The following is a 13,039-nucleotide window of genomic DNA, read 5'->3' as shown; positions in this document are numbered from 1 at the left end:
TGCTACCATTTTTAGGCAGCGCGGCCACCCGGCCGCGCTTTACTAACGGCTTTCTATCGTCGATAAATTCGCTTTGCGTTATGATTGTTATCCAAAATACCGTTATTTCCGACGACGTAGCGGAGAATTTCTTCGTCTGCAACCTCGATGCCTGCAAGGGTGCCTGCTGCGTGGAGGGCGACCTGGGCGCGCCGCTGGAGCTGGCCGAGCTGGAGATTTTCAAGAGCGAATACCCGAAGATTGAGCCTTTTTTGACCGAGGCCGGCAAGCAGGCCATTGCGGCTCAGGGGCTTTATATTGAAGACTGGGAGGGCGATTATAGCACCACCACTATCAATGACCGCGAGTGTGCCTACGCGCTCTATGATGAGCGCGGCATTCTGAAATGCGGCATCGAGCAGGCCTATCTGGCGGGCGCCACGACGTTTAAGAAGCCGATTAGCTGCCACTTATACCCGATTCGGGTGACGAAGTACGAGGGTTTTGAGGCGCTGAACTATGACCGCTGGGACATTTGCTCGCCGGCCTGCTCGTTTGGGGCCAAGCTGGGGGTGCCGGTATATAAGTTCTTGCAGGAGCCGCTGGAGCGCAAGTATGGCGCGGCCTGGTACGCCGAGCTGGCGCGGGAGATTGAAAACCCGACGGCGTAACAGTAGCGTGAACTCTGCGAGTCCGTGCGTGGCGTCGTTGGGCAACGTTTCCACGCGCGGACTCGCAGAGTTCACGCTACTGTTACTTCATAAACACCGGGCGGATAAGGTTCTCAAACGTGAAAATCTCGTCCCACTTTTCCTGGGTCAGCAATGCCCGCTCGGTTACGGCGATATCGTGGACCGACTTGCCAGTGGCCAGGGCTTCTTTGGCGATGCTGGCGCTGGTTTCGTAGCCGAGCACGGGGTTGAGCTGCGTTACGATGCCGATGCTGTTGTACACCATGCTGGCGGCGTGGGCGGCATTGGCGGTGATGCCCAGCACGCATTTTTCGCGCAGCGTGCGGCAGGCGTTGGTCATGTAGGAGATGCTGGTAAACAGCGCGAACGAGATAACCGGCTCCATTACATTGAGCTGCAGCTGGCCGGCCTCGGCGGCCATGGTCACGGTGAGGTCGGCGCCGATAACGTAGAAGGCCGTCTGGTTCACTACCTCGGGTACTACGGGGTTTACCTTGCCGGGCATGATGCTGGAGCCGGGCTGCAAGGGCGGCAGGTTGATTTCAAACAAGCCGGCGCGCGGGCCCGAAGCCAGCAGACGCAGGTCGTTGCATATCTTACTCAGCTTCACCGCCGTGCGCTTGAGCACGCCCGAGAGCTGCACGTAGGCCCGGTATCGTAGGTAGCTTCGATGAGGTCGCCGGCCAGGCTTAGGTCGAGGCCGGTAATAGTACGTAGGTGCTGGGTTACGAGGCCCGCGTAGCCGGGCGGCGTATTTACGGCCGTGCCGATGGCCGTGGCGCCCATATTGATTTCGGAGATGAGCCGGCGTGAGTCGTCGATGCGCAGCAGCTCCTCGCGCAGGTTGGTGGCGAAGGCGTTAAACTCGTCGCCCATGCTCATAGGCACGGCATCCTGGAGCTGGGTGCGGCCCATTTTGAGCACGTTGTGAAACTCCTGGCCTTTCGCAAAAAAAGCATCGGCCAGCTCAGCCAGCGTGTCACGGTAGCCGGCGAGCTTGTTGTTGAGCGCAATGCGGAAAGCTGTAGGATAGGCGTCGTTGGTGCTTTGCGAGCAGTTGACGTGGTTGTTGGGGTGGCAGTACTGGTAGTCACCCTTCTGGTGGCCCATCATTTCGAGGGCCACGTTGGCGATTACCTCATTGGCATTCATATTGACCGAGGTGCCGGCCCCGCCCTGAATCATGTCGGTCAGAAACTGATTGTCGAACTCGCCGCCGGCCACGCGGTCGCAGGCTCGCGCGATGAAGTCGGCAATGTTGGGGTCGAGCACGCCCAGCTCCTTATTGGCCAGCGCCGCCCCTTTCTTGACAAATGCCAGCGCCTGCACAAACAGTGGCTCGGTGCGTATCGGAATGCCAGTGATATAGAAGTTTTCTAATGCTCTTAGCGTCTGGATGCCGTAGTAGACGTTATCAGGAATAGCCATTTCGCCCAGAAAATCGTGTTCGAGGCGGGTTGCTTGCGTGGGGGAAGTAACAATCATGGATGGGAGCAGGGGAAGTGAGCAGGTGGGAAACCGCGACAAAGTAAGTTGAACTATAACGTAAACTGCCCCTGCCGGCCGAAAAGGCGGACGCAGGGGGCAGTTTGGAAAAGAAAGCGAGACTTACGCTCAGGCAGCTGAACCAAGCTGCTTAGCCCGCTTCAACGGATTATTGGGCAAGCTGGTACTAGTTGGGTACCCATACCGACCAGCTGCGGCTGTTGACCGGGAAGTTGCCGTAGCCGTTGCTATCGGTGGTAATGGTGCCGCCGTAGTTGCCGGTTTTGTCGGTGAGCGTGGCGCTTTTGAAGGGCGAAGTAATGCCCCGGCTCTGGGTGCTGCCGCCGTCGTTGAGCACCAGCATCAGGCCCTTGTGGGTAGCGTCGCCGGCGCGGGAATAGGCGTAGTAGTCAGCATCATCCGTGCTGGTGTACTCATAGGCCGAGCCGTAGGCATTAGCCTTGCGAATACCGATGAGGGTCTTGATTTGCGCGCCGAGGCCGTAGTTGTAGTAGTCTTTGTAGAAGACGCAGGGATAGCCCTTCTCGCGGGTCAGGATGTAGGCGTAGGCCAGCATCTTCAGGTTGACTACCGGCGAGTACAAGCCACCGCCCGACTGGTCGGTGTCGTGGTTATCGACGAACGACACGGAGAGTGGGCCGTTGGCTTCGGTGAAGCCGGCAAACTCGAGCCCGCGCATGTCCCAGCTGCCGTTACCGTTGCTCATGGCCTGAAAGGTGTAGTGCAGCGGCACGTCGAACAGGCTCGTGCGCCCGCCCGTGGACGAGGCATAGTTGTTCATGTCGGTGAGGTTGCTGAACCAGGCTTCGCTTACGGCGAAGCGGCCGCTGCTGCCCTTCACGTTATCAAGCCAGCTGTTCACAAACGAAGTGAGCATGTGCTTGGTCGCGTCGAGGCGGTAGCCATCAAGGCCCAGGGTGGTCGTCATCCAGTTGCCCCACTTGATGGTTTCGTTGACCTGGTTGGCATCGGCGTAGCGGATTTCCGAACCCAGCAGGTTGTCATACGCCTGGCCGTTGGCATAGGGCTGAAAATCCCAGGGGTTCCACTGGTACCAGCCATTGTTAGGCGCCTGCTGAGTGCCGTTGAAGTTGTAGTAGTGCCACTGGTAAGTGCTGTACTTGTTGGCCCGGCCGGGGTAAGTAAAGCTGGTGTACACGTTGTAGTTGGTGCCGTTGTATGAAAACTGTTCCTGCGCATCGGCCGAGGTCAGGTGGTTCATTACCATATCCTCATACACCTGAATACCCTTGCCATGCAGCGAGGAGATGCAGCTTTGCAGCTGGGCCAGGGTGCCGTAGTGGGTAGCCACGGTACCTTTCTGGTTGAACTCGCCCAGGTCGTAGCGGTCGTATACGCCGTAGCCCACGTCGTTCACGCCGCTGCCTTTGTAGGCGGGCGGCAGCCACAGGGCCGTGATGCCGGCTGCGCTCAGCTCGGTGGCCTGGCTGCCCAGCACCTGCCACCAGGTTTGGCCGCTGGAGCTGGTCTGGGGCGTGTTCCAGTAAAAGCCCTGCATCATCACGCCGTTGGCGGCCGTGGCGTTGCTGCTGCTCAGGGCAGCGGGAGCGGGGGCGGTCGGAGTCGTCGACTCCTTGGCGCAGGCAGCCAGCAAAAGCGTGGTTGCCAGCGATGCGCGGGTAGCGCCTCGTAAAAAATGGGACATGAAAAGAAAATTGGGTGGGAAAAAGAAAAAACGGGCCGGCAGCATGCCGGCCCGGTCAAAGAATTAATGCCAGGTGTCGGTTACCGTTTGGGTAGTGCCGGCCGGCGTGAGCGAGTTGTTGGGGTCATTTTCCCAGAGGATATTGCCCGAGCCGTCTTTGCGGAAGTACTTGTACTGCACGCCGATGCCAACGGTCAGGGGCAGGGTTACCGTCCAGTTGGGGAAAGCCGCGCCGCTGAGCTGGATAGCGTTGGCCGTGTTCCACGAGCCGAGCTGGCCGGTGCTGCCCACGATGTACAGGTTCTGGCCCGATACCGTGTTGCTGTAGTTGATGTTGAACGTCACGGCCGTAGTCGGCTGGGGTACCCACACCGCGTAGGAGCGCGAGTTAACGGCAAACGTGCCGGTACCATTCGCATCCGTAGTTACCGTGCCGGCCGTGTTGCCGGTGAGGTCGGTGAGCGTCGCGTTTTTGAAGGGCGTGGTAAGGGTCTTGGTGGCGTTGCTGCTACCGTCGTTGAGCAGCGTGAGCAGGCCGGTATGGCTGGCATCGCCGGCGCGCGAGTAAGCGTACACATCGGCGTCATCGGCGCTGGTATACTCGTAGCCCGAGCCGTAGGCGTGGGCCTGGCGGATGAGGTTCAGGGTTTTAATCTGGGCACCGAGGCCGTAGTTGTAGTAGTCTTTGTAGAAGACGCAGGGGTAGCCCTTCTCGCGGGTCAGGATGTAGGCGTAGGCCAGCATCTTCAGGTTGACGATGGGCGAGTACAAGCCGCCCTGGTTATCGGTGTCGTGGTTATCGACGAACGACACGGAGAGCGGGCCGTTTGATTCGGTGAAGCCGGCAAACTCCAGCCCGCGCATATCCCACGAGCCATTGCCATCGCTCATGGCCTTGAAGGTGTAGTGCAGCGGCACGTCGAACAAGCTCGTGCGCCCGCCCGTAGCCGAGGCGTAGCTGTTCAGCTCGCTTACGCTGTTAAACCACACCTCACTCACGGCAAAGCGCGAGCCCTTCACTTGGTCAAACCAGGTATTCAGAAAAGAAGTGAGCATGTGCTTGCCCGCGTCGATGCGGTAGCCGTCCAGGCCCAGGGTGGTGGTCATCCAGTTGCCCCACTTCACCGTCTCATTGACCTGGTTGGCATCGGCGTAGCGCACTTCGCAGCCCATGAGGTTGTCGTAGGCGTCGCCATTGTTGTAAGACTGAAAGTCCCAGGGGTTCCACTGGTACCAGCCATTGTTAGGCGCCTGCTGGGCCCCGTTGAAGTTGTAGTAGTGCCACTGGTAAGTGCTGTACTTATTGGCCCGGGCCGGATAGGTAAAGCTGGTGTACACGTTGTAGTTGGTGCCGTTATAAGTGAAGCTCTCCTGGGCATCGGCGCCCATGAAGTGGTTCATGACCATGTCTTCGTAGACCTGGATGCCCTTGCCGTGCAGCGCAGAAACGCAGCTTTGCAGCTGGGCCAAGGTGCCGTAGCGCGTAGCTACGGAGCCTTTCTGGTTGAACTCGCCCAGGTCGTAGCGGTCGTATACCCCGTAGCCATCGTCGTAGCCGCCGGCTGCGCCCTTATAAGCGGGTGGTATCCACATGGCGGTGATGCCAGCCGCGCTCAGCTCAGCCGCCTGGCCGCCGAGTACCTGCCACCAGGTCTGGCCGCTGGTGCTCTGGGGTACGTCCCAGTAAAAGCCCTGCATCATGGTGCCCGGCACGGCCGAGGCGTTGGAGGAAGTAGCGCGGACCGGCGTGGCCGGGGCGCTGGGGGCCGCTGCATCTTTGGCGCAGCCCGCGAGTAATAGCAGAGCCAGCGCGCCAGTCAGGCGCGTGGCCCCGGGTAGGGGTGTTAGCATGTTGGTTAGGGTGGGAAAGGTAGGCCGCAATGTTAGCGGAAATTTTGCGCTTTAGCACTACAAAATTTGGATTTTTTGTCGCATCAATTAAAAATTCCTTTAAATGAGCGCTACGTGAAGTGGTAGCCTAATCAGCTGGATTTTAAGCCTTTTTACCGCTAAAAATGAATTATAAGGCATATTTTCTCCGTCGGCATTCCCACAAACGTTTGCGGCTGATTCAGCGGCTTAGTAAAGCTTATTTTTGGATAAAAAAGGGATAGGTTCTTAGCCTGCCACTACTGCCCGGCTGCGGTACGGGCAACCCCGGTAGCTCCTTCACAGTTTTAAGCCCATTACTTTCGCGCCGCACCTTTCTACGCTTTCTCAAACGCCTTTTCCCATCTGGCCCATGCTCGCCTACATTTCCGCCGCCGACCGCTACCACGCTGCTCCCGCTGCCTGGCTCAGCTCGTATTTTCTATTCTCGTTTGCCGACTACTTCGACCGGAATAACATGCATTTTGGGCCATTGCGCGTGTTTAACGACGATACCGTGGCCCCGCAAAACGGCTTTCCGCAACACCCGCACTCCGAGATGGAAATCGTGACCCTGGTGCTGGAGGGCGAAGTCAGCCACGAGGATACCATGGGCAACCGCACGGCCATTCCGGCCGGCGAGGTGCAGCGCATGACGGCTGGTACGGGCGTGGCCCACAGCGAGATGAACCGCCAGGATAAGCCCCTGCACCTGTATCAGCTCTGGTTTATTCCCAGCCAGAAGGGGCTCGCGCCCAGCTACGAGCAGAAAGACCTGGGCTTTCTGAAAAGCAAAAAAAATGAGCTGGTGCCGCTCGTGACGGGCCAGCGCGTGCTCGAAGACGTGGTGTATATGAACTCAAACAGCACCATCTACTGGAGCAACCTCGACTGCGGCAAAAAGCTGACGTTTAAGACCTTTCCTATCAGATTAACTTTTATCTATGTAAAGCAGGGCAGTATATTCGTGAATGGCACCGAGCTGGGGCCAAACGACCAGGCGCGCATCGACGCCGAGGACGTGCTCGAAATCGAAGCCAAGAAAGACGCCCAGTTTATTCTGATTGACCTGCCCGGTAGCGAGGCAAACTATTGAAAATGAACCCGATTTTCCCCGATTCGCTGGTGCCGGAGCACGACCCGGCGCGTTTGCGTACGCTGCATCAATACCAGATTGTTAATACTACGCCCGAGGCGATTTTTGACGACTACGTGGCACTGGCCGCACAGCTTTTTGGCGTGCCCGTCGCGCTTATCTCGCTGGTTGACGCCGACTACGTGTGGTTTAAAGCCATTGTGGGAGCAACCGCGCCCGGCCTGGTGCGCAACGAGAGTATGTGCTCGGCGGCTATTTTGGCCAATACGCCGGTGGTAGTGTCAGACTACAAGCCCGAGAGCTGCCAGCTCATTCGGCCCGATGTGGCGCAGGCCCTTGGGCTCAATTTCTACGCCGGGGCGGCCCTGGTGGCAGCAGACGACTCGCGCCTGGGAATGCTGGCCGTTATTGGCAAAGAGGAGCGGGGCTTCTCGGCTGCCGAAGCCGACCTGCTGCTCCAGATGGCGGGCCTGGTGAGCCAGACTATCGAGCTGCGCTACCGCTACATTACCACCGGGCGGCCCGTCGAGTGGGAAGCTGCCCAACGGGAGCTGGCGAAGGCGCTGGATGAAAACTCAACTCTGACCCGCTACCTGAATACCAGTAACCAAGGCATTGACCTAGAAGATGAGGAAATAGCCCAAGCGATTCATAAGCGGCTGGAAAGCGTGGCGCAGGTGCTGGATAGCCGGCTGGGTTAATATATAATTTCGCCTCAACAGAAAAGGTCAGCTTTATTGGCTGACCTTTTCTGTTGAGGCTCTCTGTTACTTCCCAGCGGGTGCTGGCCGGGGCTTTAAAACCTTTCGAAAACCCCGTAGCGCAGCCGGATGATAAATAGTGGCGTGCGTTTCGGCCGGCAGCGGCTCGTAGTAGCAGGTTAGGGGGCGATTAGCCAGCGCTATAAGGCTGGCGAGCCGGGCAGTAGCCGCCGTATCGCCCTGGCTGCTAGTGGACAGGTACAGTGTTTTAGCGGGGCCGCGGTAGGCCGGTATGCTACGGGCCGCTTGCTTGGTAAGCTGCCCATCGTTCCACCACAGGCTGGGGTCGAACGCCAGGTAAGTATCGAATAAGTCGGGCTCCAGTAGCAGCGTTTCAACCACAAACAGCCCGGCCAGCGACTCGCCCACGATGGCCGTTTCGGGCGTGGTGCGGTAGCGCTGGCGCACGGCTGGCATCAATTCGCGGCGAATAAACTGGCGAAACACGGCCGAGCCACCCACAACGGGGGCTATTTTCTGGTCTTGCGCATTGGTAGTCGGTCCGGTGAGGTCGCGCCGCCGGGCCGTGTTTTCGATGCCGACCAATATAAATGGGCGCATAGTGCCGTTGCCGACCGATACTTGCACCAGGCCCGCTACGTGCAGAAAATCTTCGGCCAGGCCGCCGTCGGGCATGTATAAAACCGGCAGCCGCACGTTGGCCGAATCGCGGTACACGGGCGGCAGGTACACGTTAAGGCGTCGGGTTTCGCCCAGCACTTTTGAATTGAGCGTGAACGTTTCGCCGATGCACAGCGGGGCGGCGGCCGGCAACGCCTGGGCACCGGCGCAGTGAGCTGTCAGGACATATAGCAGCAAGTGGAAACAGACTTTCCAGCTGCGGGGTTGGGCTTTACGCAGAAGTTTTGCGGGCATCACATCGTGTATTTACGGCCCTTGTTCTGCTCCTGCAAATACGCCATCAGTGGCTGGAAGTAGGCCACCATTGCGCGGGCCGAGAGGTCTTCGCCGGTTTTCTCCTTAAGCACCGTGCGCCAGTCGCGGCTGCTGCCGGGCCGCATAATATCCTGCAGAAACTGGCCGACTTCCTGGCTGCCGTAGTAGTTGGTGGCGTGCGGGTCCTGGTGCAGTATTTTGCGTGCAATGTGGTCATGCAGCTGAAATAAAATGATGTAGCTCAGGGCGTAGTCGTAGTACTGGGCCGGGTCGTCGTTGATGTGGGTTTTGGTGGCGGGGTCGAGGTAGTTTTCGCCGCGCGGAGTGGGCGGTACCATGCCCTGGTACTGCTTGCAGAGCGCCCACCATTTGGCGTTGAGCTGGTCGGCGGGCAGGTTTTCGGCATAAAAAGCATTCTCCCATTCGCTCATCACGCCCGAGGCAAACGGGATAAACGGCACGTATTGCAGCGCCTCTTTCAGCAATTGCTGGGTCTGGTCGGTCTGGGTTTTAGCATCAATCAGTCCCAGGCCCACCAAAAATGGCTTTTGCTGGGCGGCCAGGCCCATCATGCTGCCCAGCGCCTCGTGGTAGGCACGGTTGGCGCCCTGGCGCAGCAGCGGCGGCACATCGGGGTTGGTGTAGGTGAGGTAGTAATAGATGTGGCCCAGCTCGTGGTGGGTCGTTTCGTACCATTCGGTATTGGGCTCCACGCTCATCAGGCTGCGCACGTCGTGCTGGAGGTCGATGTGCCAGGCCGAGGCGTGGTTGTTCTTTTTGTAAGGTGTGCCGGCGGGCAGCGGGTAGAGGCTGCTTTTCTCGTAAAAGCTGGCCGGCAGCGCCGGGAATCCCAGACTCTGGTAGAAGCGCTCGGCCTGCTTTACGGGCCATTCAGAGCCTTTTTTAGCGATGGCCGCGTCGAGGTTAATGCCTTTTACCGTTACCAGGCTGCCCCAATCCTGGCCCCAGCGGTTGGGCAGCCAGTCGGCGGGCAGGTAGTCGGGCACCTGTTTGGCGTGGTATTTTTTGGCCAGCTCGTAGCGGGCGTAGGTGTGCAGCTCGCGGTAGAGCGGGCGCAGCTCGGTGTTGAGCTGGCGCACGAGCTGCATCATTTCCTCGCGCGTGAGGCCGTAGTCGCTGGCCTGATACGCGAAAAAATCGGCGTAGCCGAGTGCCTGCACGGTCTGGTTGCGCAGGTCGCGCAGGTTGAGCAGACCTTCCTTGAGCGTGGGGCCGATAGCCTTGCTCGCCTCCCAGATTTGCTGGCGCTTCGGTAAGCTGGTTTCGGTGCGCAGCAGCGCGTCAATATCATTGGTCGTCACGCTCTTGCCCGCGTATTTATAATCGTAGCCGTAGAGCTTTTCGGTCTGCGCCGCTTCGGCCTTAATGCGGCGCTTTACTAGGTCGGCCACGGTCTGGGGCGAGTTGGCGGCGTTGTAGAGCGCCGTTTCGAGCTGCTTGACCTGCAGCGGGGTAAGCTGGTCTTTGTGGGTTAGTAAATAGCGTAATTCCTTAATATTGTCGGTGCTGCCGGCGAAGGCAGCCATGCGCTCGTTGGCGCGGCTGGTGCGGCCGGCGTTGGTGGTGTCGCCGGGCACGATGTGGGTGTTGCTGGTCCACTCGGCCTCGCTTGACTGCGTGTAGAGCCGCACGTACTCGGCCGTGTACCGGGTCAAAAACTGGTCGGCCTGGGCGCGGTAGTCGGGCAGAGCCGGGGTGGCGGGGGCAACCGGCGCGGCGACCGTCGCGACCGTCGGCAGCTTAGCCGTCGGCGCGCAGGCAGTAAGCAGCGCCGCCAGCACCGGCCAGGGCCGGGCAAAACGAAATTCGGAATAGCGCGTTTTCATGCCCGAAAGGTAGGAGGCAAGCGCCTGCTGCGCCTCCCTGCCCCGGCACTATTGCCGCGTACCTTCCCAACTTAATTGCTCGTTTATGAAAAATACTTCTCTGCTGCTGACCGTAGGTTTACTGAGCCTGACAACAGCTACCAATCTTTGGGCACAGGCAACTGCCACCGGTACGGCCGCGCCGGTGTTGCCGCTCTACAGCGGCTCCATCCCCGATTCCAAGCCCAGCCAGGTGCAGGAGACGAGCGTGACGGAGAGCGTGGGCGTGCGCATCTCCAACGTTATTCAGCCCACGCTGACGGTCTTTATACCCGACCGGGCCAAGGCCACTGGCACGTCGGTTATTATTTGCCCCGGCGGGGTTACGGGCGGCTGGCCATCGACCACGAGGGCTACGACGTGGCCAAGCGCCTCAACGAGCTGGGCGTGGCGGCCTTTGTGCTAAAATACCGCCTGCCCAATGCCCAGAGCCAGCCCGATAAAACCATTGCCCCGCTGCTCGATGTGCAGCAGGCGCTGCGCCTGGTGCGTCAGCTGGCGCCCAAGTATAATCTTAATCCGGAGCGCATTGGCCTGATGGGCTTCTCGGCCGGCGGCCACCTGGCGGCTACGGCGGGCACGCACTTTGCCCGCCCCGTGGGCGATAACCCCGGCTCTGTGTCGGTACGCCCGGCGTTTCTGGTGCTGCTTTATCCGGTTATTAGCTTCACGGACAGCCTCATGCACAAAAATTCGCGTGATAATCTGCTCGGTACCACGCCCAGCCCTGAGCAGGTGCGCCACTACTCGGCCGAGCTGAACGTGAGTGCCCAGACGCCGCCCACCTTTATCGTGCACGCCGAGGACGACAAAACGGTGCCCGTCCAGAACAGCCTGGTGTTTTACCAGGCCTTGCGCCGCCACGGCGTGCCCGCCGAGCTGCACATCTACCCCCATGGCGGCCACGGCTTTGGTCTGAACAACAAGACTACCAAAGACCAGTGGATGGACCGCCTCCAGAATTGGATGGATGCCAACGGCTGGCTGACGAGGTAGTTAGCGCACATTTCGGGTCGGGTACAGATGGGTTGGCGCGGGCTGCCGGCTTTTTGCCGGCTGTCCGCTCTTCGTCAGAACAAGTGGCGCGAACGACGAGCGGACAGCCGGCGAAAAAGCCGGCAGCCCGCCCCGCACCCTAACCTGAAATGTGCGCTAGTAGTGAACAATAGACATTCTACCTGTTCCTTACTCACTACTCACTACTCACTGTTCACTGAAAAAATGCTCCAGCTCGGCAATCAGGCTCCCGACTTTACCCTTCCTACGGATAAGGGCGACACGTTTCACCTGGCTGCCCAGCGTGGGAAGCCCGTAGTGCTTTATTTCTATCCCAAAGACGATACGCCCGGCTGCACGGCCGAGGCCTGCGCCTTCCGCGACCAGTATGCTGATTTCCTGGATTTGGGGGCCGTAGTAGTGGGCGTCAGCTCCGATAGCGAGGCTTCACACCAGAAATTCAGCCAGAAGCATCGCCTGCCTTTTCCGCTGCTGGCCGATACGGGCGGGCAATTGCGCAAGCAGTACGAGGTGCCGCGTGCGCTGCTGGGCCTGCTGCCCGGCCGCGTCACGTTTGTGATTGACAAAGAAGGTAAAATTGCCTATATATTTAATTCGCTAGGTGGCGCAACCGACCACGTGAGCAATACCAAGGAAGTGCTGCGCGGGCTGGTGTAGCACTATCCAGAAGCGCTGGCTTGCGTATCAGGCAGCTATGCAGCCTTCCGCCACCCTCATCAGCGATATTGGGCTGGTAGCCGCCGCGCTATCGGCCCTTACGTTTTTTCCGCAGGTAGTCCATACCTGGCAAACGCGCTCAGCCAATGGCCTGAGCGGGCCGATGCTGGCCGTGGGAGCCAGTAGCATGATACTCTGGCTGGTATACGGTGCCTATGAGCACAATACGCCCATATTATTCGGCAACGGCATAAATCTGTTTTTCACCCTGTTACTGGTGTTTTTCAAGCATTATTTCCGGCAGTTGGGCGAGCCCGAAAAGCCCCTGCCCGCGCCGAAAGGGTAAGTGGGAGCCACTTGGTAAAGGTGGGTTTACGTGTTAGAAATGGTGGTTTGCAACACGTAAAAGCTACAGTGCCTACCTGAATTACTATTTGATTAGACGTTCTAAGGGGAAGCCGTGTAGTGCTCTGACTTGTAGCCAGTCTGATTTGCGTAGCAGTTTTGCCAGCACTAACCATGCTCCCCTAGCAAGATGAAAAGGCACATTTTAAAATACTTATTGTTGGCCACGCTGCTGGTTGTGGTGAGCCTATACTTTACTTCTGCCTCCCGCAATCCTTACGAGGGCGTCGAATGGGTCAAAGACTACCCAGGTGCGGGAGACCGGTATGTAACCTTTAGCCCGGTACTGGCAAGCGACCACCGCTTCGCGCTTGGACCAAGCATCGGTGCGGACTACGGCGAGCTTTACTTCAGGGATTTAAACCGTGATGGCATCAAAGAAGCTATTGTCGAGAGTAATCCTTCGTTCACATTCGAAGAATTTTGCCCTGGCCGGGAGGTACTAGAATACCGAAAACGCCCAGGCAAGCGGGTTGAATTTGTGCGTATTGAGCGCTTGTCTAAAAATTAGGGCGGTCGGTTTAGGAAAGGTATAATGGGAAGTGTCTTGGAAATGCCGCACATTTGCCCTCCTCCCCAAAGTAGCCCGCCGGCCGCGCCCCGGCGGG

The 13,039-nt window shown here is 58.9% G+C and carries 12 protein-coding genes and 1 pseudogene; 8 read left to right on the top strand and 5 right to left on the bottom strand.

Going from position 1 to position 13,039, the window contains the following annotated elements; translation table 11 throughout:
- Window positions 1-80 precede the first annotated feature (80 nt).
- Entirely contained in the window at window positions 81-650 is a 570-nt protein-coding gene (locus tag GKZ67_RS08475) for a DUF3109 family protein (RefSeq protein ID WP_173241921.1), read from the top strand.
- A gap of 82 nt (window positions 651-732) precedes the next feature.
- Here the strand turns inward: GKZ67_RS08475 and aspA are convergent.
- From aspA to GKZ67_RS08460, 3 genes and pseudogenes are all read right to left on the bottom strand, one after another.
- Window positions 733-2,156: pseudogene (gene aspA, locus GKZ67_RS25065) on the bottom strand (aspartate ammonia-lyase).
- A gap of 187 nt (window positions 2,157-2,343) precedes the next feature.
- Entirely contained in the window at window positions 2,344-3,843 is a 1,500-nt protein-coding gene (locus GKZ67_RS08465) for an alpha-amylase (RefSeq protein ID WP_173241920.1), read from the bottom strand.
- A gap of 63 nt (window positions 3,844-3,906) precedes the next feature.
- Complete coding sequence (locus GKZ67_RS08460) at window positions 3,907-5,694, bottom strand: alpha-amylase domain-containing protein (protein WP_173241919.1); 1,788 nt, start codon at window positions 5,692-5,694, stop codon at window positions 3,907-3,909.
- Window positions 5,695-6,085: 391 nt separating this feature from the next.
- Here GKZ67_RS08460 and GKZ67_RS08455 point away from each other — a divergent pair, with 391 nt between their 5' ends.
- Together GKZ67_RS08455 and GKZ67_RS08450 are read left to right on the top strand one after the other, a co-directional pair.
- The gene (locus GKZ67_RS08455) at window positions 6,086-6,808 is read left to right on the top strand and encodes a pirin family protein (protein ID WP_173241918.1); all 723 of its coding nucleotides are present in this window, start codon (window positions 6,086-6,088) and stop codon (window positions 6,806-6,808) included.
- A gap of 2 nt (window positions 6,809-6,810) precedes the next feature.
- Window positions 6,811-7,509: a GAF domain-containing protein gene (locus tag GKZ67_RS08450; protein ID WP_173241917.1), complete on the top strand. Its 699-nt coding sequence runs from the start codon at window positions 6,811-6,813 to the stop codon at window positions 7,507-7,509.
- A gap of 66 nt (window positions 7,510-7,575) precedes the next feature.
- On the opposite strand, the gene GKZ67_RS08445 is transcribed toward GKZ67_RS08450, so the two are convergent.
- The gene (locus GKZ67_RS08445; RefSeq protein ID WP_254245155.1) at window positions 7,576-8,388 is read right to left on the bottom strand and encodes an alpha/beta hydrolase; all 813 of its coding nucleotides are present in this window, start codon (window positions 8,386-8,388) and stop codon (window positions 7,576-7,578) included.
- Between the two features lie 56 nt (window positions 8,389-8,444).
- A complete protein-coding gene (locus GKZ67_RS08440) occupies window positions 8,445-10,313 on the bottom strand; it encodes a M2 family metallopeptidase (protein WP_173241915.1) in 1,869 nt (622 codons plus the stop codon).
- 85 nt (window positions 10,314-10,398) lie between these two features.
- Here GKZ67_RS08440 and GKZ67_RS23305 point away from each other — a divergent pair, with 85 nt between their 5' ends.
- The 5 genes from GKZ67_RS23305 to GKZ67_RS08420 all read left to right on the top strand — a co-directional run bounded on the left by GKZ67_RS23305 (window position 10,399) and on the right by GKZ67_RS08420 (window position 12,942).
- A complete protein-coding gene (locus tag GKZ67_RS23305) occupies window positions 10,399-10,758 on the top strand; it encodes a hypothetical protein (RefSeq protein ID WP_254245154.1) in 360 nt (119 codons plus the stop codon).
- Window positions 10,662-11,348, top strand: coding sequence for an alpha/beta hydrolase (locus GKZ67_RS08435; protein WP_254245153.1), 687 nt, complete (start codon window positions 10,662-10,664; stop codon window positions 11,346-11,348). The genes GKZ67_RS23305 and GKZ67_RS08435 overlap by 97 nt, the downstream gene beginning before the upstream one ends.
- A gap of 225 nt (window positions 11,349-11,573) precedes the next feature.
- On the top strand, window positions 11,574-12,026 hold the full coding sequence (locus GKZ67_RS08430) for a peroxiredoxin (protein ID WP_173241914.1): 453 nt from the start codon (window positions 11,574-11,576) through the stop codon (window positions 12,024-12,026).
- Between the two features lie 37 nt (window positions 12,027-12,063).
- The gene (locus GKZ67_RS08425) at window positions 12,064-12,372 is read left to right on the top strand and encodes a SemiSWEET family sugar transporter (protein ID WP_173241913.1); all 309 of its coding nucleotides are present in this window, start codon (window positions 12,064-12,066) and stop codon (window positions 12,370-12,372) included.
- 219 nt (window positions 12,373-12,591) lie between these two features.
- Window positions 12,592-12,942: a hypothetical protein gene (locus tag GKZ67_RS08420; RefSeq protein WP_173241912.1), complete on the top strand. Its 351-nt coding sequence runs from the start codon at window positions 12,592-12,594 to the stop codon at window positions 12,940-12,942.
- Window positions 12,943-13,039 lie beyond the last annotated feature (97 nt).

Origin of the sequence: Hymenobacter sp. BRD67, from assembly GCF_013256425.1 — a bacterium.
Taxonomy (GTDB): domain Bacteria; phylum Bacteroidota; class Bacteroidia; order Cytophagales; family Hymenobacteraceae; genus Hymenobacter.
This window is presented reverse-complemented; position numbering and strand designations above follow the sequence as displayed.

Coding starts and splice junctions, on each gene's coding strand:
- GKZ67_RS08465 (WP_173241920.1), bottom strand. CDS start 3,843: ATGTCCCATTTTTTACGAGGCGCTACCCGCGCATCGCTGGCAACCACG.
- GKZ67_RS08455 (WP_173241918.1), top strand. CDS start 6,086: ATGCTCGCCTACATTTCCGCCGCCGACCGCTACCACGCTGCTCCCGCT.
- GKZ67_RS08440 (WP_173241915.1), bottom strand. CDS start 10,313: ATGAAAACGCGCTATTCCGAATTTCGTTTTGCCCGGCCCTGGCCGGTG.
- GKZ67_RS08450 (WP_173241917.1), top strand. CDS start 6,811: ATGAACCCGATTTTCCCCGATTCGCTGGTGCCGGAGCACGACCCGGCG.
- GKZ67_RS08460 (WP_173241919.1), bottom strand. CDS start 5,694: ATGCTAACACCCCTACCCGGGGCCACGCGCCTGACTGGCGCGCTGGCT.
- GKZ67_RS08425 (WP_173241913.1), top strand. CDS start 12,064: ATGCAGCCTTCCGCCACCCTCATCAGCGATATTGGGCTGGTAGCCGCC.
- GKZ67_RS08430 (WP_173241914.1), top strand. CDS start 11,574: ATGCTCCAGCTCGGCAATCAGGCTCCCGACTTTACCCTTCCTACGGAT.
- GKZ67_RS08475 (WP_173241921.1), top strand. CDS start 81: ATGATTGTTATCCAAAATACCGTTATTTCCGACGACGTAGCGGAGAAT.
- GKZ67_RS23305 (WP_254245154.1), top strand. CDS start 10,399: ATGAAAAATACTTCTCTGCTGCTGACCGTAGGTTTACTGAGCCTGACA.